The sequence below is a fragment of the Lysinibacillus sp. FSL K6-4013 genome (assembly GCF_038630435.1).
GTDB lineage: Bacteria > Bacillota > Bacilli > Bacillales_A > Planococcaceae > Lysinibacillus > Lysinibacillus boronitolerans.
Genome location: NZ_CP152031.1, coordinates 2,269,129 through 2,295,874 on the forward strand (window position 1 = coordinate 2,269,129; position 26,746 = coordinate 2,295,874).

Annotated in this window: 28 protein-coding genes; 20 read left to right on the forward strand and 8 right to left on the reverse strand. The window is 38.1% G+C overall.

The features are described from left to right. Positions 1-16: 16 nt before the first annotated feature. Positions 17-907 (reverse strand): DMT family transporter, encoded by an 891-nt coding sequence (locus MHB39_RS11220; RefSeq protein ID WP_342546777.1) that lies wholly within the window; start codon positions 905-907, stop codon positions 17-19. Between the two features lie 191 nt (positions 908-1,098). On the opposite strand from MHB39_RS11220, the gene MHB39_RS11225 reads away from it, so the two are divergent. The 3 genes from MHB39_RS11225 (at position 1,099) to MHB39_RS11235 (ending at position 2,526) form a co-directional block, all read left to right on the forward strand. Further along, positions 1,099-1,587: an Lrp/AsnC family transcriptional regulator gene (locus MHB39_RS11225; protein ID WP_103118092.1), complete on the forward strand. Its 489-nt coding sequence runs from the start codon at positions 1,099-1,101 to the stop codon at positions 1,585-1,587. Positions 1,588-1,812: 225 nt separating this feature from the next. Continuing rightward, on the forward strand, positions 1,813-2,091 hold the full coding sequence (locus tag MHB39_RS11230) for a metalloregulator ArsR/SmtB family transcription factor (RefSeq protein WP_066036897.1): 279 nt from the start codon (positions 1,813-1,815) through the stop codon (positions 2,089-2,091). Positions 2,092-2,142: 51 nt separating this feature from the next. Then, on the forward strand, positions 2,143-2,526 hold the full coding sequence (locus tag MHB39_RS11235) for a VOC family protein (protein ID WP_054548625.1): 384 nt from the start codon (positions 2,143-2,145) through the stop codon (positions 2,524-2,526). A 46-nt stretch (positions 2,527-2,572) separates the two neighbouring features. Here the strand turns inward: MHB39_RS11235 and MHB39_RS11240 are convergent, their stop codons facing one another. Next, positions 2,573-2,746: a hypothetical protein gene (locus tag MHB39_RS11240; RefSeq protein ID WP_342546780.1), complete on the reverse strand. Its 174-nt coding sequence runs from the start codon at positions 2,744-2,746 to the stop codon at positions 2,573-2,575. Between the two features lie 91 nt (positions 2,747-2,837). Beyond that, positions 2,838-3,683, reverse strand: a complete 846-nt coding sequence (locus tag MHB39_RS11245; protein WP_342546782.1) for a copper amine oxidase N-terminal domain-containing protein — start codon at positions 3,681-3,683, stop codon at positions 2,838-2,840. A 301-nt stretch (positions 3,684-3,984) separates the two neighbouring features. Between MHB39_RS11245 and MHB39_RS11250 the strand changes: the two genes are divergently transcribed. After that, on the forward strand, positions 3,985-4,149 hold the full coding sequence (locus tag MHB39_RS11250) for a hypothetical protein (RefSeq protein WP_004230164.1): 165 nt from the start codon (positions 3,985-3,987) through the stop codon (positions 4,147-4,149). Positions 4,150-4,665: 516 nt separating this feature from the next. On the opposite strand, the gene MHB39_RS11255 is transcribed toward MHB39_RS11250, so the two are convergent. Both MHB39_RS11255 and MHB39_RS11260 read right to left on the reverse strand, forming a co-directional pair. After that, positions 4,666-5,145, reverse strand: a complete 480-nt coding sequence (locus tag MHB39_RS11255) for a DinB family protein (protein ID WP_342546783.1) — start codon at positions 5,143-5,145, stop codon at positions 4,666-4,668. 84 nt (positions 5,146-5,229) lie between these two features. Next, complete coding sequence (locus MHB39_RS11260) at positions 5,230-5,847, reverse strand: LysE family translocator (RefSeq protein WP_004230157.1); 618 nt, start codon at positions 5,845-5,847, stop codon at positions 5,230-5,232. 213 nt (positions 5,848-6,060) lie between these two features. Between MHB39_RS11260 and fabZ the strand changes: the two genes are divergently transcribed. From fabZ to MHB39_RS11285, 5 genes are all read left to right on the forward strand, one after another. Next, on the forward strand, positions 6,061-6,486 hold the full coding sequence (gene fabZ / locus MHB39_RS11265) for a 3-hydroxyacyl-ACP dehydratase FabZ (protein ID WP_004230156.1): 426 nt from the start codon (positions 6,061-6,063) through the stop codon (positions 6,484-6,486). A 17-nt stretch (positions 6,487-6,503) separates the two neighbouring features. Next, a complete protein-coding gene (locus MHB39_RS11270; protein WP_112118705.1) occupies positions 6,504-6,686 on the forward strand; it encodes a hypothetical protein in 183 nt (60 codons plus the stop codon). A gap of 88 nt (positions 6,687-6,774) precedes the next feature. Next, positions 6,775-7,269, forward strand: coding sequence for a hypothetical protein (locus tag MHB39_RS11275; protein ID WP_048392926.1), 495 nt, complete (start codon positions 6,775-6,777; stop codon positions 7,267-7,269). Then, the gene (locus MHB39_RS11280; RefSeq protein ID WP_112118704.1) at positions 7,253-7,711 is read left to right on the forward strand and encodes a DinB family protein; all 459 of its coding nucleotides are present in this window, start codon (positions 7,253-7,255) and stop codon (positions 7,709-7,711) included. The genes MHB39_RS11275 and MHB39_RS11280 overlap by 17 nt, the downstream gene beginning before the upstream one ends. Before the next feature lie 63 nt (positions 7,712-7,774). Continuing rightward, positions 7,775-8,521: a polysaccharide deacetylase family protein gene (locus tag MHB39_RS11285; RefSeq protein WP_048392923.1), complete on the forward strand. Its 747-nt coding sequence runs from the start codon at positions 7,775-7,777 to the stop codon at positions 8,519-8,521. A gap of 43 nt (positions 8,522-8,564) precedes the next feature. On the opposite strand, the gene MHB39_RS11290 is transcribed toward MHB39_RS11285, so the two are convergent. Then, positions 8,565-8,849, reverse strand: a complete 285-nt coding sequence (locus tag MHB39_RS11290) for a translation initiation factor 2 (RefSeq protein ID WP_342546788.1) — start codon at positions 8,847-8,849, stop codon at positions 8,565-8,567. 131 nt (positions 8,850-8,980) lie between these two features. Here MHB39_RS11290 and MHB39_RS11295 point away from each other — a divergent pair, with 131 nt between their 5' ends. The 9 genes from MHB39_RS11295 to MHB39_RS11335 all read left to right on the forward strand — a co-directional run bounded on the left by MHB39_RS11295 (position 8,981) and on the right by MHB39_RS11335 (position 20,865). Beyond that, entirely contained in the window at positions 8,981-9,754 is a 774-nt protein-coding gene (locus tag MHB39_RS11295; protein ID WP_342546789.1) for a GNAT family N-acetyltransferase, read from the forward strand. Between the two features lie 300 nt (positions 9,755-10,054). Further along, a complete protein-coding gene (locus MHB39_RS11300; RefSeq protein WP_048392917.1) occupies positions 10,055-11,569 on the forward strand; it encodes a S41 family peptidase in 1,515 nt (504 codons plus the stop codon). A gap of 68 nt (positions 11,570-11,637) precedes the next feature. Beyond that, positions 11,638-12,540: a CobW family GTP-binding protein gene (locus MHB39_RS11305; protein WP_257961012.1), complete on the forward strand. Its 903-nt coding sequence runs from the start codon at positions 11,638-11,640 to the stop codon at positions 12,538-12,540. 443 nt (positions 12,541-12,983) lie between these two features. After that, the gene (locus MHB39_RS11310; protein ID WP_257961011.1) at positions 12,984-13,673 is read left to right on the forward strand and encodes a CAP domain-containing protein; all 690 of its coding nucleotides are present in this window, start codon (positions 12,984-12,986) and stop codon (positions 13,671-13,673) included. A gap of 206 nt (positions 13,674-13,879) precedes the next feature. Then, complete coding sequence (locus MHB39_RS11315; RefSeq protein WP_342546792.1) at positions 13,880-14,086, forward strand: helix-turn-helix domain-containing protein; 207 nt, start codon at positions 13,880-13,882, stop codon at positions 14,084-14,086. Between the two features lie 178 nt (positions 14,087-14,264). Beyond that, entirely contained in the window at positions 14,265-17,219 is a 2,955-nt protein-coding gene (locus tag MHB39_RS11320) for an EAL domain-containing protein (RefSeq protein ID WP_342546793.1), read from the forward strand. Between the two features lie 121 nt (positions 17,220-17,340). Next, positions 17,341-18,774 carry a spore germination protein gene (locus MHB39_RS11325; protein ID WP_342546796.1) on the forward strand — a complete coding sequence of 478 codons (1,434 nt, stop codon included), beginning with the start codon at positions 17,341-17,343 and terminating at the stop codon, positions 18,772-18,774. Then, the gene (locus MHB39_RS11330; protein WP_342546797.1) at positions 18,771-19,799 is read left to right on the forward strand and encodes a GerAB/ArcD/ProY family transporter; all 1,029 of its coding nucleotides are present in this window, start codon (positions 18,771-18,773) and stop codon (positions 19,797-19,799) included. The genes MHB39_RS11325 and MHB39_RS11330 overlap by 4 nt, the downstream gene beginning before the upstream one ends. Continuing rightward, on the forward strand, positions 19,789-20,865 hold the full coding sequence (locus tag MHB39_RS11335; RefSeq protein WP_342546799.1) for a Ger(x)C family spore germination protein: 1,077 nt from the start codon (positions 19,789-19,791) through the stop codon (positions 20,863-20,865). Before MHB39_RS11330 ends, MHB39_RS11335 begins: the two co-directional genes overlap by 11 nt. A 40-nt stretch (positions 20,866-20,905) precedes the next feature. Here the strand turns inward: MHB39_RS11335 and MHB39_RS11340 are convergent, their stop codons facing one another. Then, positions 20,906-22,252, reverse strand: a complete 1,347-nt coding sequence (locus tag MHB39_RS11340; RefSeq protein WP_342546801.1) for an MATE family efflux transporter — start codon at positions 22,250-22,252, stop codon at positions 20,906-20,908. A gap of 171 nt (positions 22,253-22,423) precedes the next feature. On the opposite strand from MHB39_RS11340, the gene MHB39_RS11345 reads away from it, so the two are divergent. Further along, positions 22,424-23,500, forward strand: a complete 1,077-nt coding sequence (locus tag MHB39_RS11345) for an undecaprenyldiphospho-muramoylpentapeptide beta-N-acetylglucosaminyltransferase (RefSeq protein ID WP_258858972.1) — start codon at positions 22,424-22,426, stop codon at positions 23,498-23,500. A gap of 83 nt (positions 23,501-23,583) precedes the next feature. Here MHB39_RS11345 and MHB39_RS11350 read toward each other — a convergent pair whose 3' ends face one another. After that, positions 23,584-24,132 carry a GNAT family protein gene (locus MHB39_RS11350; protein WP_036078985.1) on the reverse strand — a complete coding sequence of 183 codons (549 nt, stop codon included), beginning with the start codon at positions 24,130-24,132 and terminating at the stop codon, positions 23,584-23,586. Between the two features lie 542 nt (positions 24,133-24,674). On the opposite strand from MHB39_RS11350, the gene MHB39_RS11355 reads away from it, so the two are divergent. Next, positions 24,675-26,702 carry a diguanylate cyclase gene (locus MHB39_RS11355; RefSeq protein WP_342546805.1) on the forward strand — a complete coding sequence of 676 codons (2,028 nt, stop codon included), beginning with the start codon at positions 24,675-24,677 and terminating at the stop codon, positions 26,700-26,702. The last annotated feature ends 44 nt before the right edge of the window (positions 26,703-26,746 follow it).

A 26,746-nucleotide genomic window follows, 5' to 3' on the forward strand; every position in this document is an offset into this window, starting at 1 on the left:
TTTGAAAAATATGATTTTAAAGCACAGCCTGAGGCGTCTTCGTTTTAAAATGTGTAAATAAGTAGCATCCCATAATCACGGTTATTCCCCCAAAGCCTTGCAGCCAGCTTAGCTGTTCTCCGATAAATAAAAAGGCGAGCAGAGCTGTAAAAATGGGATTAAAGTTTAGAAAAATACCAGAGGTTGTGGCACCTAATTGTTGAACGCCAATATTCCAAAATACCATACAAACTACTGTAGAGATGACCCCTGTATAAAGAAGCGAAAGGATGAAGGAGGATTCGATTTCGGAGAAGGTAAAATCCGTAATTGTGAATGGGACTAGGATGAGTACCCCAAACAAACCTGCATACAATGTCGCCATTAACGGAGAGGTTGTTTGCATAGCCCACTTACTACATACAGAATAAAGTCCCCATACGCAAACGGCTGCCACCATCCATAAATCTCCTGTATTCAATTGGAAGTGCCATAACAGCTGCCAATCTCCTTTCGAAAGGACAAGAAAAACACCAATTAAAGAGAGTACCATCGCCAGAAGTTGCAAGCCATTTATTTTTTCTTTCAGAAAGGCGAAGGAAAAAAGTGCGATGGACATGGTATTCATTGTAGAAATAAGACCAGCATTCGTGGATGTTGTTCGTTCCAACGCTAAAAATTGAAATATATTAAATAAGGCAACACCTGTAATGCCCATCAGGAATAATGGCACAAGAGCGGCTTTAGCAGGAACCAATCTCTTCTCTTTCCACCAAACTAACGGTAGCAGGACGATCACTGCGATCAGCCATCTGACCAACGTTAAGGTCATTGGAGAGGCATGAGCCACTAGCGTCTTAGCCACAACAAAATTGCCTCCCCATAGTAAGCTCGTGACAAGCATTAAGCCCATATAAAATTTAACCACAGTATAGGTACACTCCTTTTGCTTTTATGTATAATAAGAATCATAGCACTATTAGTGATTTATCAGTATAATATTTTGTATAATTGAATAAAATCAAAATAATCGAAAGTTATTTAATGAATATCAAAATAATATTTTGAAATCGCATTAAAAACTTCCTTGTCTAAAAATAATCAAAAGAGGAGAAAACAATGGAGGATATAAAAAATAAAGGATTAGATAATGTCGATCTGCAAATATTAGCGATTTTGCAGCGAGAGGTTCAGATTAGCAATGCGGAATTAGCTAGACGGGTGAATTTGTCCCCACCAGCAACCCATACAAGGGTGAAACGTCTAGAAAATGAAGGCTATATTGATCAACAAGTCGCAATTTTAAATCAGGAGAAACTAGGGTTTGATTTATTGTGCTATATATTTATGAGCACAAATATTCATCAGGAGAAGGAAATAGAGGAGTTAGAAAACAGCTTGAAAACAATGACCGAAATTATGGAATGTCATTGCTTAACAGGTGCCTATGATTATTTGTTAAAGGTCGTAATTCGAGACCGCCAAGACTTAGATCAATTTATTCGAAAATTAAATAAGCTTGGCGTTTCTAGAATTCAAACGAATTTATCCTTACGAGAAATTAAATATTCTACAGTGTTACCGATCGAAGAAAAACAGCAAGTCTGAGTAAGCTAACTCAGGCTTGCTGTTTTTTACTCATGATAGGTAAGCAGCCGCTCCAAATGAGTAGAGAAGCGCTCGAAAAAGGTAAGCAGCCGCTCTAAATGAGTAGCACTCCGCTCACGAGGGATTATCCCAGCTCCAAATAAAGAGACCACACGTACAAAAATCATACAACCCACAAGTTGCTTATAGTTGACATGCAACCATATAGTTGCCTATAATCAAGCTATGAATTGGGATAAAGACGCTATTTTTAAAGCACTAGGGGACTCGACTCGGAGACTTATATTAGATGAACTGGCTGAGTGTGATGAGATGACGTTGTATGAATTGACGGTGCGTCTTCTAATGAAACATGAACTTTCCATTTCGAGGCAGGGGATTGCTAAGCATCTGTCTGTCTTAGAGAGTGCTGGACTCGTCCTATCACAGCGAAAGGGAAAATATCGAGTCATTCTTTTCAATAAGGAACCACTTAAAGATTTACTGAAAGGATGGGTAGAGTAAAGTTTACGTGTGAAGGATGCTTCTTAAACGACTTAAAAGGAGGAAAAGCAATTGAATATTATTGTCAACAGTATCTTTGTACAAGATCAGGAAAAGGCACTGGCATTTTATACGGAAAAGCTAGGGTTTGTAAAAAAGGAGGATGTCCCAGTAGGAAAACATAGATGGCTAACGCTTGTGTCGCCTGATGATTTAGAGGGCACTGAGCTGTTACTTGAGCCAGATGAGCATCCTGCAGCAAAGGACTATCAAAGGAGGATTTTCGCTGAAGGCATTCCAGCAACAATGTTTGGAGTTGCTGATTTAGAAAAGGAGTATAGCCGTTTACTGGAGAAAGGCGTTGAATTTACACTTAAGCCGACAAAAGCGGGAGAAGTCACAATAGCAGTTTTTAATGATACATGTGGCAACCTTATTCAGATTATACAAAAATAGTGTAGAAAAGCGTGTTTGATAAAAAATATCAAACACGCTTTTCTCATTACTCAGCTATTACCCAACTTTTATCATCGTTCAAAACGTTTAGATTTTCTTTTGGCTGCGCATTTACGGTCTGTTCTTTGGCTTCTGCTTCCTCGCTGGGCGGAGCTTCTTCCGACGAACAAGCAGATAAAAGGAATAGTAGCGCTATACTTAATGATAGGAATTTCTGCATGAGGCAAACCTCCATCAATCAATCGTTGATATGAATATTTTGCACATCTTTTTACAGAATATGTTGTGTATAGCTGCCATTAATAATTTTTTTAAGCGACTGTATTACTAATTATTTTGCTAAAGCCATTATTATATGCACTATTAATCAGCTGCTGTATTGACTTCACTGCTTGCTCAGAGAAAATATACCAGTTATCGCCATCGAAATCATGGAGTAAATACTCAGGATAGCCTTGTAATAATTCCTCTGGGAAAGGTTGATTTAATGTATAGATATCATATTGTTGAACACTGTTTTGATCATAGCTCATAAAATCAAATTGACCAAGCTTGTAATAAGATCCAGGAGTTTCTAGATTGAGGTGCCAATAATAATCTTTCGGAGCCTCTACTTTGTCGCCTTTCTTTTCTTGGAAAATTTTGAAAAGTGCTTGGTGATAGGCATTGCCCTTGATGTCCTGAATGACACCACCCATTGTCATATGGTATTCATAGCGTAGTACCTTGATTTTTTCATCTTCAATTAGCAATGGTTCAGTCGTAATATTCACTGTGCCATCATTATAATGCACTTGGCTGCCGAATGTTTCAGCGATAAAGCGAATTGGTACATAGGTGCGATTTTTTTTCATGTATGGTTGTACATCCAATTGCTCTTTTTGACCATTTTTAATGACTGTTCGGTTATTAAGATTCAATTTAATGGTTGTTTGATCCATTGAAAGGGTGATTTGTGAATCCTGCCAATGAACTTGCGCACCAAGATTTTCACTGATCACTCGTAATGGCACCATTGTTCGATTGTTTTTTTGCTCGGGTGCTGTATCAGATTTTACCACAACATCGTCGATTTTGATTTGTGTCGTTGCGGCATCAGCAGGTGTTGCTACAAATAATGTAGATGTTAAAAATAGCCCTGTAAAAAATTTTTTCATGGTATATAACCTCCTTATACTTTAACACTTACCACCATCGGAAATTTTACCATAATATTCTTATGTATATAATAAAAACTTTACTATTTTTTCTTTTGGCTGGAAAAGGTTGTGTATCATCATCAATATTTTGGACTTGATTTCGCAGTGTGTCATTTAGATTAAAACCATCGTGTTGCTAGATATCAAAGTAAAGAAGTTGAAATAAAATAACACAAAATCACCACCACTATTAGCAACTTTTTGACAGTGTATAATCTGTATTTGTTCTCGAATACTAATGCTGAAAGGAGGTTTTTAAATGAAGTTTTTGACATGGGGCATTGTTGGTGCAGCATTATTTGCTGTGATGAAAGGCTACGGAAAATCGAATCAAGGACAAAAGGATAGCTTTCAACAAACAACTACGCCTGTACAATTAGTCGCCAATGCAAATCCGCTGACAGCCAATACACCGAAACAATAAAACAAAAGCTTATAGATTATAGGGATCTATAAGCTTGCTATATTTTTATATAAATAACTATTATTGGCATATAGATGAATTTTACAAACGATCATGACGATTGCTTGGAAGAAATTTTGTAATTATTTTTACGGACTGTACATAGGTATTCACAGGCCAAATTGTAGGCTTGTCCACCGTTAGCAATGCAACCATTTAAAGTAGCGGCTTTGGCAACAGTCTTTAAGAAATAATAAGACCTATGTCGCAAGGGAGCATCATCGAATTGACAAATTTGGATCAGCCTTCATGACACATAAGGGTTTTCAGGGACAAGGGAATAGAAGCAGACGCAAAAAAGCTTGGTCTAACACATATTTACACGGATGCTAGTCTTACAGCGGGACCATTTTTTGAACGGAAAGGATACCAAAAAACAAATGCATATCGTTAATGAACGTGATGAAAAGGACGGGTGAAAAGCATGAGTTATGTAAAGATTTTTGTTCTATTAAAACAAGAACAACAGACCCAGTATCAAACTCGGTCTGTTGCTTCGTTTAGGCATCGATAAATGGTTAAAATCGCTTGTAAATGCATACCTTCATGAAAGATGGTGCGTAACAGTACTTGTTCAATAGTTTGCATACCCATATCAATAGGAGGGAATTCCTCTGACAATCGATGACCATACTGTTCCTTTAATTGTTCAGGCTGCTGAGCTAAATACTTCTTTAATTCCTCAAAGGATGGCGTTTCGTCGTCAAAATGCTTTGGCGATGTACCAAAGCCAAACCATTTCTTGAGAGCTTCTAAACCTGTATCCTTTTCTTTTGTTAATGCCTCTATCCATAAATATTGATCGAGATAAACATGACCCATATTCCAGCGAATATTATTATGAAATCCAGCTGGGATGATGTTCGCTTTTTCTTCTGATACATGCTCGAGTAAGTGAAGCAGCTCGCCACGATAATTGGCTAGCTGCTGAAATAGATTTTCTTGACGTTGATTCAAATGTAACCCTCCTTTTTAATATTATTGGCTATTAAAACTCCATTTTCCTGCAAAAAAAGAAGAACACTTTTTGTGTTCTCCAATTTATCTACTTTGTGTCTGTAATGCTAAACGGACACCGAGACCGATATAAACGAAGCCAACTGTCTTTTCGAGCCAGCGTGAGCTACCGCTTGTTTTTGTAAAGATTTTTTCGCCAATGAAGCTTGTAATTACTGCGAGTAGGATTGTATATAAAGCACTCATCACGACAAATGTTATACCGAGTGTTAGCAATTGGCTTGTGACAGATTGCTCGTTATGCTGAACAAATTGCGGTAGGAAGGCTAGGAAAAACAGTGCCGTCTTTGGATTGAGGATTTCTGCTAAAAAGCCTTGACGGAATGAAGTACTAGCAGGACTTTGTTCGACAGTCGGTTGCTCAATTTTCTTTGGCTTTGTGAGGAGCATCTGAATGCCTAAGTAAACAAGGTATGCCACACCAATATATTTCACCACTTCAAAGGCAGTGGCTGATTTCATTAAAATAGCAGAGAGACCTAAAACAGCCGCTAATGTATGAACCAAGTCACCAAGACCGATACCTAAAGCTGTATAAATACCATTCTTTTTTCCGCTTTTTAATGTTTGTGTAATGGTAATAATTACTGCAGGACCTGGAATTAAAAATAATAAAAGAACTATTGCGATAAAAGATAACATGCGAAACCATCCTATTCTAATAAACTAATCATTCTAGGGTGAATGCATGGAATATTATATTCTAGCTATTGTGTGGCTGTCGATAAAGAAATATTGAAAAAATAATGAAAAATAATTCAGAAAACTAATGAATAATACTTATTAAATTTTATTACCTAGTACTAATATTTAGTGTTAGAATAAGATTATAAAAAATACGTTGGAGGAATTCATATGTTAACAAGTCAACAATTACAAGCTATTTTGCCACACCGATATCCATTTCTTTTGGTAGACCGTATTGTGGAGTTAGAAGAGGGCAAGCGCGCAATGGGGTTGAAAAATGTAACGATTAATGAAGAGTTTTTTAAAGGTCATTTTCCACAGTATCCTGTGATGCCAGGTGTGCTAATTGTTGAAGCATTAGCACAGGTTAGTGCAGTGATTATGCTGACAAAGGCTGGGAATGAGGGAAGATTAGGTTTATTGGCAGGAATCGATCATTGTCGCTTTAAAAAGCAAGTAAAGCCTGGTGATCAGCTACATCTAGAAGTGGAGATTACACGTGTGAAGGGCGCTGTTGGGAAAGGCAGAGGGATTGCAATGGTAGATGGAGAAATAGTTTGCGAGACGGATCTTGTTTTTGCTTTTGGATCTTAGAAAATGGAGGCTCTCGGTTGAATTACACATTTATGCTTTATATCGCCGTTTGTATCATGCAAATAGCGCTATTAGCGAATATTTCGATTGCTAAAGGCGCTTGGAATGGGGTGACAATGTGGCTTTGTACGGTAGTTTTTGTTTTCGCAACAGCTATTTTTGGATTAAGTAGAGCGCGGCAAAAAGACACTCAAAGATAAACGACTTTGCTTCAATTCGTACTACACGGCTCTCTTTCCTTCATATAGTAAATGGAGTGAAAGTTTTAATATGAGAGGGTGAGGAGGTTTGAGGGTCGCTTTTATAGAACATAAAGAAGAACAGCTACAGCCAGAGCAAGCGTTGGCGCACGATTTCTGTGATCAATTTGTGCAAAAGATGCATAAAAATATATTGCATAAAAAGCTTGATGAGGATGTGTATCAGTCCTATTTTGTTATCCTTCAGCAACAATATACAAGGCAAGAGCTGCGATTTATTGTCCATCTGTTAAAGGTACAGGCAAATGAGATAATACGCATGAAGCCAATGTTTATTACCATGAGTGGTGTTATTTTATCCATGTTTACATTGCTTGCTACAACCATGAATAGCAAACTCATGATCGGCATGTCGCTTGTCCAAATCGTTGCATTAGCCGTCTTGAGTTTTAATGTCGCCATTATATGGATTTCCTTTAAAATTGAAATCGAACATAAGCGGGTGCAGGCAGTGATTGCATTATTAGATTATTACGTAACAATTGTTTCAGAAGGGAGTGACCTTCGTGCAAAAGACAGTTGAACAATTACATTATTGGCTTATAAAAGTACCAGAAGTATTTCGTGTGATGACAGAAGCGGAAATAACACAACGACCTGCTCCAAAAAAATGGTCCAAAAAAGAAGTAATCGGTCATTTATGTGATTCGGCTATTGTCAATCTTGAACGATTTCTTCAAATTCAGAATGAAGCTTCACCCTATGTAGTGACTACATACGACCAAGTACAATGGGTCGCGTTACAGGGCTATCAGGAATTACCAATAGAAGATATTTTAATGTTGTGGACAAGCATCAACAAAAAAATCATGTATGTACTGAACCACCTTGATGAAGAGACATTGGCCCAGCCATGTGTGATGAATCAACAACAAAGGACATTGGGATGGTTGATAGAGGAGTATATGCAACATCTGGCACATCATATCCACCACCAAATTTTAATGAATGAATGTGAAACATAAGCATTTTTTTAGGAAATCCTCAAATAATAAAGTACGAAAATAATTATTTGGGGACGTGAAAATATGAAAAAGTTTTTATTGCTTTTACTACCACTTAGTCTAATCACGGTGTCGCTTTTTTATGTAAAAGTGAGTTCTTCTGAAAATAAAGGAAGAAAGTATTATGAGGAAGCAGGTCAAATTCTTTGGGAAATTCAGACAGATGAAAAAATCATTGCCTTAACATTTGATGATGGGCCACATCGCAAATATACAGCGAATATCCTTGATGTATTGGAAAAATATAATGCAAAAGCAACCTTTTTTATTGTCGGTCAAAATGCAGAAAAAAATCCTGAGCTGATTACAAGAATGTACGAAGAAGGACATGAATTGGCCAATCATACCTATACACACCCTTTAAGAACAAATGTTACCAATTTAATGAAAGAAATACAGCAAACAGATGAAGTGATTGCAGGGATTACAGGCTATCAGCCAACATTATTTAGACCAGTTGAAGGACAATATACCGATGCGATGATTGATGCAATTTCAAAAAAAGGCTATAAGGTTGTTATGTGGTCTTGGCATTTAGATACGCTTGACTGGAAAAGCCCAGGTGTTCATCGCATCGTGAATACCGTTTTAAAAGGTGTGAAAGCAGGCAATATTGTCCTATTTCATGACGGTGGGGGAAATCGAGCACAAACGGTTCAGGCAATGGAACAAATCATACCGGAGCTTGAAAAGCAGGGCTATCAGTTTGTGACGGTTTCTGAATTATTGGAAATCCAAAGGACACATAAGAAAATGGAAAAAAAACAGTAGTGTTGAAGCAGAAACGTCTTCAACACTTTTCTTTATGTAAAGGTTATTTAAACATTTTTTTGATGTGTTTAAGCTCAGCAATTAAATAATCAATTTGTTTCTGCATATTATCTATTTTAACTGTTTGATGCCCATTTCCATTTCCATTGCCATTATTCGTTTGAGAAGAATCATTGTTCGCGTTTTGGAGCGCTTCTAATGCGAGTCCCGCTGCAATGGTTTGTAAACCATCCCCTAATGTTGAAATGGCTGTGCCAATATAGGATAGCTTAGCCGCATAAATTTCTATGGATTCATTGCCTTGGCTCGGTTTATTATTTCTCCCCATTATTCTTCCTCCTTACATTTGTCATTACTTGCATCATATGCGACAACAAGTGAAAAGGCGATTCCGATGATCGTTGAATGATTCACTAAAAATGGTAAAATTAGTACAATCAACGGATTGGGGGACTAGCATTGACACACCATGTAGAGCTGATTGAAATGAATGGTGAGCTGTTAGAGGGGAAGGGCAGCTTTTGTTTACGAAGCAAGAAAAAAACAGAGGGCTATCAGAACAAAAACAAATGGCTTAATCAACAATTTGAAAAGGGCTTACATTACATACAAGTACTTGAAAATCAAAAACAAGTAGGTTTTATAGAATATACAGATGCGGAATACTCTTCAAGAGTTGTACATGCAGATGGCTATGTGGTGATTCACTGTTTATGGGTAAGTGCAGTGGGTAAGGGCTATGGTACACAATTACTGAAGAGGTGCTTAAAGGATGCCAAGGAACGTGGGAAAAAGGGAGTGGTGGTCATTACAAATGACCAAACTTCCTGGACGCCAAACAAGGATTTATTTTTACAGCACCAGTTTCAGCATATGGCAACAGCACTCAATGATTTTGAATTATGGGCCTTTCCATTTCATGAAAGCGTTGAACGGCCATACTTTCCTGATAATTGGCAGGAACGATTAACGAGATTTCCTCATTTAACGATTTTACGTTCCTTTCAATGTCCATATGTAGACGTCGCCACGGAAAATATTCAATTAGCTGCCGAAAAATTAGGATTGCAGCCAGTGCTGGTGGATCTTCAAACGAGAGAAGAGCTGATGGAGAAATCACCGACACCATATGGTATTTTTTCAGTGGTTTATAAAGGACAATTGATTGCCTTTCATCGATTAACCGTGCATTCCGTATATAAAAAACTGCAAAAACTCATGAATAATTCCTGATAGGATGCAACTTTTTTGGACACTGGCACGTTATATTCTTATAGCATTTCTATGATTCTTTGAGTTTTTTGTTGACTGCTACTAGGAAATGAGTAAAATTAAAAGGCAGTACCATAATATGCCTAAACTTAGTAGTATGATGGCTGAATAGGTGCTGGAATGCTAGTTAGAATGAAGCATGATCGGACAAGGTCTGTCATGAAATTTTGACAGTCTTTTTCTTTTCGTCTTCTGGATAACCTGTTAAGATGGTAGTAGTGTGACAACAAGTTAGTGTAAATGAGAGTGGTGACAATCAAGATGGATGAACAGAAAAAAGAAAGTACAGAACAGCAGCAGGAGCCGACTCCAGCTGAAATAAAGCCGGCAGGACAATTTATACAACTGAAACCGTTTAAATTTATCATGCTAATGTTCTTTACAATTCTTATTACGGCAGGTTTAACAATATTTGCGTTAACCTTTGGTGATAAGAAAGTAGTAGAAGTGAAAGTTCCGATTGAACGAGAGGAATTTACAAAATTATATGAAGCATTTGATTTACTGAAAAATAACTATTACCAAGATATTGACGATGAAAAAGTGGTCGATGGTGCGATCAATGGTATGTTTGATGCATTAGGCGATCCTTATTCCGATTTCATGGTAAAGGAAGAAGCGGATCAATTTAATTCTGGCTTATCTTCAAGCTTCCAAGGAATTGGTGCAGAAATCCAAGAACGTAATGGTTATATTACAGTTGTGTCACCTATCAAAAATTCTCCTGCTGAAAAGGCAGGCTTATTACCAAAAGATATTATCTTAACAGTTGATGGGAAAAGTATTCAGGGCTTAAGTGCAACAGAGGCAGTTGCACTGATTCGTGGCGAAAAAGGAACACCCGTAAAATTAACGGTAAAACGTGGCGAAAATACGGAACCTATTCAAATGACGATTGTTCGTGATGACATCCCAGTCGAAACCGTTTATGGTGAAATGCTGGATGGCAATATTGCCCATATTCAAGTTACATCATTTAGTGAACAAACTGCCCAAGAGCTTGAAAAAATCCTTACTGAGTATGAAGGTAAAGGAATGAAGGGCATTGTATTAGATTTACGTCAAAATCCTGGTGGCTACCTAAAGGCTGCAGTCGATATCTCTAATTTCTTTGTACCAGAAGGAAAGGCGATTGTGCAGGTACAAGAAAAAGATGCGGAGCCTCAAATTACAAATGCCATTGCAGGTAAAAAATATAACCTACCGATTACGGTACTAGTTGATAGTGGCAGTGCTTCAGCCTCTGAGATTTTGGCAGGAGCATTAAAAGAGTCAGTTGGTGCTAAAGTTGTTGGTGAAACATCATTCGGTAAAGGAACTGTCCAAAATGTTACACCATTAAAAGACGGCTCTAATTTGAAATTTACGACAGGTAAATGGTTAACACCGAAGGGCAACTGGATTAATGAAAAGGGAATTGAGCCTGATGTCAAAGTTGCGTATCCATCCTATGCCTCTTTACCATACTTGAATGCCTCTTTAGAAATGAAGACAGGCCTACAATCTGACTCTGTGAAAGCAGCAGAGGAGATGCTTCAGGTGCTAGGGTATGAGCCTGGTGAAGTAGATGGGATCTTTGATGACAATACCGCACAGGCAGTAGAAAAACTACAAGCAGCGAACAACCTTGAAGAAACAGGCATTCTAACAGGTAATACAACGTATGCTTTAATGGATGCGTTACGTGCAAAAATGAAAGCCGATGATCCTCAGTTACTAAAAGCGAAAGAGCTTCTTGTAGGAACAGCCGAAAAAACAGAGGAAACAACAAACTAACAATGTAGCTGTCGCAACAGTTGTCTTTCACGGCATCTGCGACAGCTTTTTTTATGGGAGGAACTAATATGAAAGATGTGTACCTATTTAGTGGCTTTTTAGGGAGTGGCAAAACATCCATGCTGACAGACGTCATTCGCCAGCTAAAAGAAAAGAAATTAAAGCCTGCTGTTATTATGAATGAGCTCGGGAAGCTGCCATTTGACTCGCAGGCAGTGGAAAAGGATATCCCGCTAAAGGAGATGCTAGAGGGCTGTATTTGCTGTTCGGGTGCTGAAAAAACAGAGGCACAAATTCAATCTCTTCTATTAGATAGTGATTTTGATGTGCTCATTATCGAGACAACAGGTGCAGCACATCCTGTAGAAGCTTTGGATGCCGTTTTTTCACCGCTTTTTGCAGATCAGCTCAATGTGAAAGGCATTATCACGGTGGCTGATTCTAAGCTCTGGCTACACCGTGATACATTAACACCACAAGTGCGCTCTTTATTTCTGGAGCAAATTCGCCATGCACATCTATTGTTAGCAAATAAAACAGACTTATTAACAGAGGCAGAGCAAGGTCAGGTCGTCTATGAACTGCAGGGCTTGAACCCTCATGCCTTTATATTGCAAACGACAAATGGACGCGTACCACTCAGCTTATTAGAGGGGCTGAAGGCAACAACACAGGTCGATAAAGCAGATATAGTTAAAGCGCCAATAGCCTCAATGCAGCTGGGCTCTCGCTTAGTAGATTTTACAGATCAGGAATTTACACAGGAGCAGTTTGAAGATTGGGTGCGTGCATTACCTGAAACGATTTATCGTATGAAAGGCTATGTACCAATTAAGGGCATCAAAAACCCAATGTTGTTCCAATATGCTTATGGAATGGTGCAATGGCTCCCAGAATATCTGAAAATGCCAGCAAAACTTGTTATTATTGGAGAGAATGTTAGTGATTTACCTGTTATTGGGATTAATTGAAGAATAAAGCAACCAGTGAATTTCTGCACGTGAACAACCTGTGTAGCTTTACACAGGTTGTTTTATTTTTATGTAAATGAAATGTAACGCTCTTGTAACACAATTGTAATATTAGGCTAACATGAGGCTACGACACTAGCCATCTCTAGGGTGATGCAAAGAAAGTAATGAAGAAAGGCGATTAAAAAATGAGTGTATAAAACATACATTTTTTATTCATATCAGCTGTTTATTTTCTAAAATATTTACGAGTTTAGGAGGGGTGTCAACCCTCTTTCAAACGTAAGTATTTCATAGATTGGTGAAACCTGCTAAAAAATAACGCGAAAAAAACGTGATTTTTCGCGCATTTTCTTCTTCGTTGGCGTAGTTAGCAGATGTTGGTAAGATTTTAATGAAAATCATCCCTTACGATTAGTGGCAGAGAAGGAGGAATTGCAAACATGAAAAAAACACTAACTGCAATTTGTGCAACATTTCTTTTAGCAGCTCCAATTCAAATAGCTTCTGCTGCTGCAAATACAACAGAGGGGAATTCCGTACAGCAATCAACAAACTGTAATGTTTATTATTATAAATGGTCAAACAATAATCATAAGTGGTCGATTAAACTTCCACAGGCATCTACACCATCTAATGAGACGCCAACAACAAATAATACAACACCAACAAAGCCAAATAATAATCAATCATCACAAAATGAAAAGCCAGCAACACCACCAACTACTTCAACACCATCAACAACAACTTCAGATGTGGACGCATTTGAACAAGAAGTAGTAAAATTAACAAACGCTGAGCGTACAAAAGCTGGTTTATCACCACTTCAAACAGATGCGAAATTAATGGCTGCAGCTCGTGAAAAATCACAAGATATGCAAACAAATAAATATTTCTCACATACGAGCCCAACATTTGGTTCACCATTTGATCGTATGAAAGCTTTAGGTATCGCTTATAAAGCTGCAGGTGAAAACATTGCTCAAGGTCAACGTTCACCACAAGAAGTAGTACAAGCGTGGATGGACTCACCAGGACACCGTGCGAACATTTTAAACGGTAAATTTACACACATCGGTGTAGGTTATGTGAAATCAGGTAACTACTGGACACAACAATTTATCCAAAAATAATCATTTATTAATAGAAAGATGCTCTATAAGTCTATAAAGGCTTATAGAGCATCTTTTTTTATTGAATTAATGGTAAAATTTGATGAGAAAGGGAGGATAGAATTGAAACAATATAGCATAGCAATGGCGATTTTCTCATTAGCCGTGAGTTTTTAATAGGAAGCTGGCTCATCGCCACTAGTTTAAAAGAGCAGCCAAAGGAATCCGTGCAACATCAGCTATTGTCACAACAAGAGGCAGCTAATTATTTAGGAATCAGTGTAATGGAAGTGCTAAAATTAACAGAAGTGCCAGATGGATCAAATAGTTACATAAGCGAAATCCCTCATGTAAAGGTAGGGGACAAAGTCTATTATCCAAAGCAAGCCATTGATCGCTGGCTATTGGATATGGAATTAATCGTAGTACCTTAAGAAAAACATATGAACTATTTCTTTGGATAGGGGCATCACTTAATAAAAAAGAGCGCTTCTCCAGCGAAACACGGTCGATGAAACTTTTCTTTCTCTTTTATAAATAGTAGTTTTTAAACTGTATTTTGGGGGAATTGATAAATAAGTAGTGGGTAAAAAGTAGGGAGAGGTGAGATGGATGAAAAAGCCGAATCTATTAAAGCAGTTTTTTACAAAAGAAGAAAGACCGCATACGTTTGCGCTGGCAACAGCTCAAGACCATCGTTTATTTTCATATGCCATGTCCTTTGCCAAGTATCACCCCGATATGATGATTGTGTTTTCGGCAGATGGCGAAATTATTTATGTCAATCAAGAAGCACTCTTTGAACTATTACAATATCGACCTAGCCATGCGAAGGATTTTAAGAAAATTCTGACTGATGCAGATTATAAACGATTAAAAAGAGCATTCAATCGAACATTGCGAGGAAAGTCGGTCAAAATTGATATTGAACGACTACAGCATCAAGGACAAAACCTAAGCCTAGTGCTGACGTTTATACCGATCAAAAATGACGACAATTATTCGGAGGGGCTTTATTTAATCATTGAAGATATGTCCACATATTCAGCCATGAAGCATCAGTTAATGCTCCATGAGAAGCATTTAAATTACGCCCAGCATATTGCGGCAGTTGGGAGCTGGGAGTACTTTATTCAGCATGACAAACTTTATTGCTCAGATAACTTTTATCATATTTTTGGCTTTACGCGTTCAGATAACGATGGGATTGATCACGTTTTCCAGTTCATTCATCCAGATGATTATGAAAGGACATATGATGCATTTAATCATGCGCGAAAAGGGACTAATTTTGACAGTGACTTCCGAATTTATCACGGCAAAACCAATGAACTGCGTTTTTTACAAGCTGCCGCCGAAGTCATTTGGAAGGATGACAAGCCCTTTAAGATGATTGGGGTTGTCAAAGACGAAACGGCTTTCAAACTACTTGAGAAAACGCTAAATGATACGTTAGCCAACTATCATTCTATCTTTGACAATTTAGATGCAGGGATTTGGATGCGGGATTCCATTCGTGGTAATATGCTGTTTGCCTCTAAAGGACTGGAGGGAATTCTAGGTATTCCATTAGCTAAGCTTTACGAAGACTCAGAAGTATGGATTAATATGATTCATCCTGCACATCGTGAGGAAGTATTAGCGTATACAGATCATCTCGCTTCAGGCAAAAGCTATCAAGTGATTTATCGTATCCTAACAGGGGAGAATCAGACAAAGTGGTTGCTGGAGCAAATTGTGCCGAGACTAGATCAGGAGGGAGAGGTCAACCATATTTTTGGCTTAGTAACTGATATTACAAAGGAAATCGAACGAGAAAAGAAGCTGAATTATTTAGTGTACTATGATGAATTAACAGGTTTACCAAATCGATTGAGCTTACATGATAAAGTCGATACATTATGCTTAGCTGGCGAACCCTTCGCGCTATTATATATTTCGATTAACCGCTTTCATATCATAAATAATTCGCTAGGTACGAAAATCAGTGATGAGCTTCTGCGCACGGTGACCAACTACTTTTCCACACTAACAGATGATCGCAGTTACATGGCACGCCTAGACAATCAGCATTTTATCATTGTCATTAAAAAATATGGGAGCAAGCAGCATATTTCCGCGCTGGCTAGCCGTATACTGAAAACCTTTGATACACCTTTTTCTATAAAAGACTATCGCTTGCACCTATCTGCTAGCATTGGCATTGCTTTTTATCCAGAGGAGGGCCTAACGAGAAACATTTTATTAGAAAATGCCTATTCAGCTTTATGCTACGCGCAACAGCAGGGAAGGAATCGTTTTCATATTTATGCCTTTACGGAGGATATTACTTCCTATAAGCAGTACGTGTTAGACCGAGATATGCGACAAGCCATGTTAAATGAGGAATTCGAATTATATTTCCAACCATTGGTGGAGCCGCAAAAGGGAATTATCAACGGCGCAGAAGCATTAATTCGTTGGCATCATAAAGAATGGGGCCTTGTGTCACCTGGTGAATTTATTCCATTAGCGGAAGAAAACCATATGATTCATATCATTACAGATTGGGTGATTAAAAAAGCATGTGCGTTGTTACAGCACTGGAAGCAGCAAGGGCATGTGCTGCGAACAATTAGTATTAAGATATCGCCAATCCGTCTGATGAAAAAGGGCTTTATTCAGTTTGTCCAAGAGCAATTACAGGGAAATTCGATTGACGCGCATTATTTACAGTTCGAGATAAGTGAAAGTACCATCTTAAAAAATAGTACAAGTGTGATGACTGTTCTCAAAGAATTACAAGAAGTTGGTGTCAAAATTGCTATTGGTGATTTTGGAACAGGCTACTCATCCTTAGAATCCTTGCGAACATTCAAGCCAACGACACTCCATATCTATGAAGCGTTTATTCGTGAAATTCGTCATGATCGTCCGATTGAAAATGGACTCATTTCAACAACGATTTATTTAGCCAAAATGCTTGGTATTCAGGTAGTGGCAAAAGGAGTTGAAAGTTACGAGCAATTTATCTTTTTAAAGCAGCAAGCATGTGATTATCTGCAAGGTAGCATTTATACGAAGGCTGTTCCAGCGAAAGCCTTTGAAAAAATGCTGGCACAAGGCATTTTAACACCACAAAAAGCTAGTGTTCATAAAAAGCCTGTGGTGGAACGGCGCAAATATTACCGCTTTCAATTCCCTGCCTATGTGAAGGGCTTCATGACGATTATTGAAATGAATGAACAAAAGCTAAATATTGGACATACCCCTATCATCATCGAAAATATTAGCTTAGGCGGCATGAAGATACGCTCTTCTTTGAAGCTACCAGTTAATCAAACGATGAAATTTAAATTTAGCTTTATTTTGATGAATCAATCATTTAACCTAGAGGGCACATTTAGATGGACCTTAGAAGAAAAATACCAAATCTATTCTTATGGTGTCGCCTTCAATCTAACGCAGGAGGATGAAGGAAAATTAGCACCGATTATCAATCGAATGACGGCCTTGCATAATCACCATGAAAAAATAGAGGGAACGCCCTTTATGTATGAGGATATTGAAGCTTATTTTAAAAAATAGCGAATCATGAAGATGCCCAAATGTTCTAGTGGGCATCTTTTTTTCATGGTGTGGAATCACACGATCTAAGCGTTTGAAATACTCGAAAGATGCTTATACTCTCCAGTAGAGGAGGCGTTTTATGGATAAAGTGGAGTATATGATGAAAAGCCTACAAAAAGCATTCTACCATTCCTCGGATTTGACCGTCAGACAAATAGATTGGCATGAAGGGGACACGGCTATTTTATGCTTTTACGCTTCTCTTGTTGATGCGAAGGAAGTCCAAAAAATACTGGATACCATTTATGCACGTTTAGATACAGAAAAACCTTTTTGGAGTGAAACCCTACTTACAACACTCGATAATTTTGCGCTACCGCAAGCGATTGAACGGGTTTGCCAAGGTGAAACGCTCGTGATTTTGCCTGATACGGGAAAAATGCTGACGTTAGCGATTACCAATGAAGTTCGTCGTAATCTTGAGGAGCCAAACAATGAACATATTCTGCGAGGCTCCCATGAAGGTCTTGTGGAGCGGGCGGATACCAATTTAACATTGATACGAAAGCGAGTGAATAATCCCGCTCTTGTGGTCAAATCTTTTACAATTGGACAACAAACGAACACTAAAGCTTATTATCTCTATATGGATGGGGTTATACAGCCTGAAACCTTACAAGAGATGGAAAAGCGGATTGCGGACATTAAAATCGACTATTTTTATAGTATTGGCCAGTTAAGTGATGCATTAGAGGATTCCGTGTTATCGCCATTTCCACAATTGTTAAATACAGAGCATCCAGATCGTGTGGTAGCCCACTTAGTGGAGGGTAAAGTTGTGGTCATGACCAATATTTCGCCGTCTGCCTTGATTGGCCCTGTAACATTTTTCTCTTTCTATCAAACACCTGATGACTATAATAGTCGGGTAGTGGTTGGCTCTTTTTATAAAATAGTGCGTTTACTGTCGTTTGTAACGGCGGTTTTTTTACCAGCATTTTATATTGCTGTGATTAGCTTTCACTTTGAGGTATTACCGTTAGAATTAAGTAATCAAGTGAAAAATGATGTTAATGATATCCCTTATCGACCGCTAATTGAAGCACTGATACTTGAGATTATTATGGAGCTCATACGAGAATCAAGTATTCGCTTGCCACAATCAGTAGGGCAAACGATTGGGATCGTAGGAGGATTAGTGATCGGTGATGCCATTGTAAGTGCGGGACTCGTGTCAAACTTAATGGTCATTGTTGTTGCCTTAACGGCCATTTCAAGCTATGTCGTCCCGTCCGTTGAATTGAATAGCACGATTCGCATGCTCCGTTTTCCGTTTATGCTACTTGCCTCATTATTTGGATTTTTAGGCATTGTGGTAGGGGTTGTCATCCTATTAATTCATTTAATTAGTTTAACGTCATTGAAACAGCCGTATTTTTCACCTATTGTACCTTTTCAACCGAAAGCTGTTTATAAAATTTTTTTACGCTGGCCATTTATTAGACCGACAATCCAAGTTACTTCCTTTCAACCACCGAAGGATGAAAAGGGAAAAAATGAGGATACACCATGAATTTTTCTCTATCAAAGGCACAATTTTTTTTACTACTCTTTATCATTCAGACAGGTGTTGTCTACATTTCGTTTCAAACACCGTTAATCATATACAGCCAGCATAGTGCATGGTTTGTCTTCATCCTTGCTAGCCTTTTCCATTACGGCTTGCTGTTATTTTTTGAACGCTATTATCAATTTTTCTTTTTAAATGGGTTCTTTCGCTGGGTCTATCTTATCTATTGGTTATTAATAACAGCTGTATTAATTGCCTATATGGGGTATGTTCTGGCCTCATGGGTCTTGCCCCAAACACCTGAATGGCTTGTTGTCATGCTGATTGTAGGATTATCCTTGTATGCCAACCTCGTCAGACCAGAAACGGTCATCAACATTGGTGTCATGCTAATCCCGATCATTTTCCTCTTTGTCATTTTTTTAATGCTGGCAGTTCCGGATCTAACGTGGAGTAATCTTTTCCCCGTTGAATGGAACCATACTAAGCAAATCATGGCGGGCATGATTCATAGCATGTATGCCTTTTTTGGGATTGAAATGTACCTCCTTTATCGTCCATTTCTCAAACAGGATTTACAGGTGAAGGGAAAGCCCTTATTGATTTATCAACTCGTCATTTTTTTCTTTTATTTTATTTCGGTTGTCTTTACACAAATGTTCTTTGCTTTGGAGGAGGTTCAACTAATACCAGAGCCTATTATGTATATTTTAAAATCACAGGAAGTGAATTTTGTAAAACGGCTGGATATTTTTTTCATCTATATTTGGCTTTCTTGGTCCATTGTTACGGTCATGATCTACGGTTTGTCCCTTCGTGTGCTTTATTTGTCAAAAAAACGGAAGCATCCGAAACGAAGTATTGTTTTTTTTCATCTTCTCTTAGCCATCCTGCCGCTATTTGTCATGCAATTTCAGCGCATTGAGTTTATCAAAAATTCTATACACTACGTACTCATTGTGTTTACGATTCTACTACCAATGATGATCATTTGTTGGAATAAATGGAGGGGAAAACGTGTATCGTAAAGGGATTATGCTCCTCTTGTCTATGTTACTTTTAGCTGGCTGTTGGGATGAACGACTTTATAAAAACGCTTCCGTTGTGACGCTCGTTGGGGTGGACGGATATATAGGGGCATACAAGGGATATTATGCCTATCCGAATACAGCAGCTCAGCAAAATGAAGTGATTGAAGCGGACGGCATTTCACCAAGAGATGTACGGAATCAAGCCAATTTAAAAGTAGAACAAACACTTGATTTATCTGAGTTATCGACCATCCTTGTATCGGACCAAACGGTAAGAGAGCCTCTTTATGATATTTTGGATATTTATTTTCGTAATCCCCAAAACCCGATATCGATAAAAATTGCTGTAACAGAAGGGGATGTCAAGCCGTTTATAGAGCTCACAAAGGATTTGGCAGGGGGTTCAGGAGACTATTATGAACGTTTTATGGAAAGTACAGAGGAAAATACAATTTTTCCGAGATTAGATTTACAGACGGTTGGCTCCATGCTATTTGAACAGACAATTGATATAGCACTACCGTATATTCAGTTAAGTGAGGATAAAAAGCATGCTGTTGCGGCAGGCGTCACTTTGTTTTCAGGTCAAAGGTTTACGGGTACAGTATTAACACCAAAACAATCTCTCACGATGCTTCTCTTAATGAATCAACCTAGCAAACAAGCACGGATGAGCTATATGTGGAAGCATGATGGAAAAGCGATGCCAATCACAGCAGAGGTCATTCATATCAAGCGTCAATGGACGGTGAATGAGGAATTAAAAAGAATAGACATGGATTATCTCATCGAGGTAGAAATTGAGGAATTTGCACATGACCATTTATATAAAGACCCCATTTTCAAGGAGGTTCAGCAGCTGATTCAAAATCAAATGCAGGCAGAGTTTGAGGAGGTTTTGCGGATTCTTCAAGGACAGCAATCGGATACGTTGGGGATTGGTCGATATATTCGTGCCTATCACCCCAAGATGTTTCAGAAGGATTGGCATACTATCTATGCATCCTTACAGCTAGTGCCGTCTGTTCAAGTGAAAATCATTCGTACAGGTGTTTTACGTTAAAAATCGCCTTTCTCAAGTTTGGAGAAAAGGCGATTTTTTATTAAACAGTTACTCTTTTTTGAACAATCAGCAGACGGATTAATAGAGTAACGGCCCCCATTGTTAAACCTGCCACAAGGCCAATCCAATAGCCAAATGGACCGAAATCCGTATGTGTGGCAAGGGTATACCCAACTGGCAAGCCAATCACCCAATAAGAAATAATGGCCATGATAAATGTGATCATGACATCTTTATAGCCTCTCAATGCGCCTTGCACTGGTGCTTGTATCGCATCAGATAGCTGGAAAATGGCTGCATAGACTAAAAATTGTACGGCATACTCAAGAACCATCTGATCTGTCGTATACATATGCGCTACAGGTTCACGTAAAATAAATAAGATGCAAGCTGATATAAAGCTAAATAAAATGGCTGTACCGACACATAGATAACTATACATACGAGCATCTCGCATGCGTCCTGCGCCAATCTCAAAACCTACTAATATTGTGACACCCATAGAAATACTGAGTGGAACCATGTATAACAGAGAAGTGAAATTGATGGCAATCTGATGGGCTGCGATGATTTCTGTGCTAAAATTACTCATCATCATGGTCACAGCAGAAAAAATACTCGTTTCTGCAAATAGGGAAATACCGATCGGTACCCCAATCAATAAAATTTCCTTCCATCGAAGCCATTCAAGCTTAGGCCAATCATGAAACAGACGGAATCGTTCGAACGGTACTCGTTTAGCGATGATCCATACTGTAATCATGAATATTAGCCAGTACGTTATTGCTGTCGCTACACCAGCTCCGATGCCGCCAAGCTCAGGAGCACCAAATTTGCCGAAAATAAAGATATAGTTCAGCACGATATTAATGGGTGTTGTCATTAAGGTAATGATCATCGTGACCCGTGTCTGACCAAGGGCGTCAATAAAGCAACGCATCACAAAAAATAAGAAAAGTGGTAAAAGACCAGCACACATCGCATAGATGTAGCCTTTTGCAATGCTATGTACAGCAGATTCTAAGTTCATCTTACTAAGTATCCAATCAATGCCAAAGAAGAGTCCTGTAAAAATAAGGACCGCCAGCAATATCGCGACATAAATGCCTTGCTGGACTGCCTTTTTTGCATCCATCTCTTTTTTCGCTCCCACAAGCTGTGAGACAATTGGGGTAATAGCTAGGAGTATACCTGAAAGTCCAGTATAGATCGGCATCCAGATAGAGGAACCAATCGAAACACCTGCTAAATCAACCGTCCCGTAACGACTGGACATTAAAATATCAAAAAATGAAATAAGATAAATAGCTACCTGTGTCACTAAAATAGGGACAATCATTTTTAAGAGTAGCACGTATTTTTCCTTAATTGTGGATGTTTGATACATATTTTCTACTTCCTTCATGAACATAATGAACAAGTATAGCATATGTAAAGAGAGAAAAGCTGAAATTTTCATGCTTCATCTATATCTTTTCGTCAGCATATAGTAAAATAGAACACTGTAAACAAAAAGTAGTGCTAACTACAATGGTTTTTAAGGAATAGGAGAATTTGTGTGAAACAACAAACAATCATTTTAACCGGTGGTGGGACAGCTGGCCATGTATCGTTAAATCAGGCGATACTCCCGTCTTTACTAGAACTTGGTTATGATGTCCACTATATTGGCTCAGAGCAAGGTATTGAAAAAGAATTAATTGGCGAGGCGTTCCCCGATGTTCCGTTTTATGGCATTGCGAGTGGTAAATTGCGTCGTTATTTCTCCATGAAAAATTTTACAGATCCATTTAAAGTGCTTGCTGGAATGATGCAGGCTTTTCGTATTATTAAAAAAGTGAAGCCACAGGTTGTCTTTTCAAAGGGAGGGTTTGTCTCTGTACCCGTTGTGATGGCAGCGAAATTAGCAGGTGTGCCAGTCGTCATCCATGAATCTGATGTAACACCTGGTCTTGCTAATAAAATAGCCTTACCTTTTGCTTCGCATGTATTCACAATTTTTGAAGAAACTCTGAAGCATTTACCTCAAGAGAAGGCTACTTGCACAGGCTCCATTATTCGTCCTGAGTTATTTGAGGGAGAAAGAGCAAGGGGGCTAGCTTTCTGCGGCTTTTCTACTTTAAAGCCTGTTTTACTTGTTATGGGAGGGAGTTTAGGCTCTGTTGTCTTAAATGAGGCACTACGTAAAAACTTACCAGAGCTCCTCAAGCAATTTCACATCATTCATTTATGTGGGAAGGGGAATTATGATGAAGCACTGGAGGCAATGCCAGGCTACAAGCAATTTGAGTATGTGACAACAGAGTTACCTGATTTATTGCATGCTGCAGATTTTATTGTGTCACGAGCAGGCTCTAACTCCATTTTTGAATTTTTAGCGCTTCACAAGCCGATGCTATTAGTACCTCTCTCAGCGCAAAAAAGCCGTGGGGATCAAATTTTAAATGCCAACCTGTTTAAAAAACAAGGTTACGCAGAAGTGTTACAGGAAGACGAGTTGACGAAGGAATCTTTTATGAAGTCTGTTTATACACTAACAGAGCGTAAAGTGGAAATGGTGGAGACAATGGCAAAAACGCAAAAGCCAAAAACACCAGATGAAATGGCGTCATTAATTTTACGTTACAAGAAATAAGTATTATTTGAAAAAAGAAAAGAAGCTGTGAGGTAGGTCGAAATGACAAAACCTTATAGCTTCTCTTTTATATATATCGCACACTACATTGCTTGCTCTTCGCCCTCTTGCAATTGATGTGCCGTTGTTAGGTAGAATAAATCTTTTGGAATTTTAAATAAATTAAATTGTGCCTCACCGCTATTAACCTGCGTTAATAATGTGGGATGACTTTCATTGGCGCTCACCACATAAGGAAGCTTTAAAGCAGCACGCTGTGATTTTAAATTTTCAACACGTATACGGAGAAAGACCGTATGAAAATTATAGTCAAAAAATAACTCGTTCAAAAATAACATTTTTGCTTTTTGATTATAACCTTTACCTTGGTAAGGGAGTCCAATCCACGTTCCTAGAAAGCCTGCACCGTCCTCCACATCGTGAATACTAATGGTGCCGATTGGTTGACCCCAATCATCAGTTATGGTCCTCGAGATAGCGAGTCCTCTCGCTTCCTCTTCAATCAGTTGTTTTGTCATAAACCAATATTCATCAGCGGATGTGGCTTTTTGACGGACAAAAGGGAATACAGAAGGGTGTGATAATAGCTCATAAAGCTCTGTACATTCATGCAGGTCTCGATGTTTAAGCATACGAAACGCCTCCTTTACTAGGGTAGTTAAAACAATTCCGTTGAAGCATAAAGAAGAAAACTAAAATTCGTACTGGAATTAAAACCCAAAGAACTAGACGTTATAACTATGATATTCCATAATCTCCCGCTGTCTTACTGATTTCGACCATACCGAAAAAAGGCTAGTTTTTTAAATATAATATAACATATAATCTGCTTGATGCAATTATTTTGCTCGTAAAAAAACAAAATTTGAGTTTAATAGTCAGTAAATTCTGATAAATGAAACGAGATGATCGATAATATTGTTGTTTTATAACATTAAGCCTATCCTATCAATTTTATCTAATATTAATCATTTATCTACATCTTTAGTAGTATTGGTTACTTGTTATAATAGGTAATATATCAAATATTATCCTTAAAAGGATATAAATTTTATGATTCTAGAAAGGTAATTTTTTATTTTTATGTTATAATAGTAGTATTATTTTTAATCTCACGAAACATACATATGAACATTTCTATCATGATGGCAAGGGCTTTTCTGGAGGTGACAGCATGGAGTATATTTTAAGCGAAGATTTCTTTAACTCATTATTTATTGGCAAGGATTTTGTTTTTCTCGTGAAAAAAGTAGGGGACGATTATCAATATATTCGCTTAAATCAAGCAGCTCAAGATCTGTTATCGAATGAGGCGATTGGCAAAATGATTTCGACCGTTACCTCAAAGCGTAATTTTTCGATCATTCAGAAAAATTATGATGAGGCAATTATAGAACATAAACAGGTTGACTATGTAGATTATGCATATGTTCAGTCGGAGGTTCGTAAATATGAAACATCCGTCAGACCGTTGAAATATAAGAATGAAGACTATATATTAGCCATTACGAAGGAAATACTCTATGACCGTAGTATTGAAGATAAATTTTTATTTATGCGGTCCATGTTTGACCATGCCTTTTTTTCTACGGTCATTTTATCGGCTGAGGGCATAATATACGAAGTGAACTCAAGCTTTATGGATGATTTTCAATTAGATAATGAAACCGTCAAACAAAAAATGTTTGTGGATTTACCAATTATTCCAAAAGAAGAAGTTGAACAACTTAAAATTTGTTTGCAAAAGGCTGCAAGAGGGGAAAACGTTGGCGAGAAGTTCATTAAATTGCATACAATGGACCAGCAGGAACGCATGTATTTGCTGTCACTATCACCAGTGATGCAGGATGATAATTCCTTTGCCATATTTCTAATCATGCAGGATTTTACACAATTTACTATACAAAAAGCAGAATTACGTTCGAAGTCTCACGGGCTAGAGGTATTTAAATCGGCATTAAACTCAGCTACGGCCATTGCCGTATTAGATAATAAGGGGAATATTACTGAAGTGAGTGATATGTTTTTACAGGCTTCTGGCTACACGGCAGAGGAGTTAATCGGTCAGCCCTACGCATTAATCGAACCTCGATTCCGTGGGCAAAATCTTTTACAGATAATTGAAGATAAGCTGGATACGATGGGGATGTGGCGTGGAGAGCTTTGCTATCGAACGAAATATCATGCCGATTACTGGGTAGAAGCTACCATCGTTCCATTAAAAGATGAGTTTGGTCAAATCGAACAAATTTTAACCATTAACTATGATATTACAGATAAGAAAAGAATGTTCACAGAATTAAAAAATATTGAACGTACTTTCCGGCTCATCACGGAAAATACAAATGACTTAATTGTGATTACAAATGAGGATGGCATCATTATTTATGCTTCCCCGTCCTATGGTATTTATTTAGGTTATGAAAATGTAGAGCTACAAGGACAGTTTTACAGTGACATTATTGATCGAGAAAGTAAAGGCGAATGGCAAACATTCTTGAATAATTATACAGGGCAAACAGATTCACAGTTTGAGCTTTTACTGAAGGCGAAAGATGGAACACCGATATGGACAGAAGGAAATGTCACAGTTGTGCATGATCCTGAACGTGAAAAGGTTTCGCAAATTATGATGGTGTCTCGTGAAATTACGCATCGCAAAGAAAGAGAAAATGATTTGCTGTATCTAGCCTATCATGACGCCTTAACACAGCTACCAAATCGGCGCTTTTTACAAAAGGAGTTTCCTAAAATCCTAGCAGAAGCAAATGAAAATCAAACCTGTGTGGCGATGCTCTATATAGATGGTGATGATTTTAAAGAAGTAAATGATCGTTTTGGCCATGAGACGGGCGATGCGTTTATTCAGCGATTTGGCAGTTCCTTGAACAAAACAGTTCGAAGCCATGATCTAGTTATTCGAATAGGTGGCGATGAATTTATTGTCATCTTAACTGGCTTAACAAGAGATCAGGAAAAAAGACATCATCAAATTATGCATATTATTCGACGGATTCGTGATGAATTAGCAGAAGGCTGGATGATAGAGGACCATCTTTTTACACCAACTGCTTCAATTGGCATTGCCTATTACCCAGACCATGCTCGAACATTGGATGAGCTAATGGATTTAGCTGACCAAGCATTATATAAATCAAAAGAGTCGGGGAAAAACAACCTCTCCATTTCAGATATACACTAAAAAGTCTGTCCACAAGGTTTTCCTTGTGAGACAGACTTTTTATT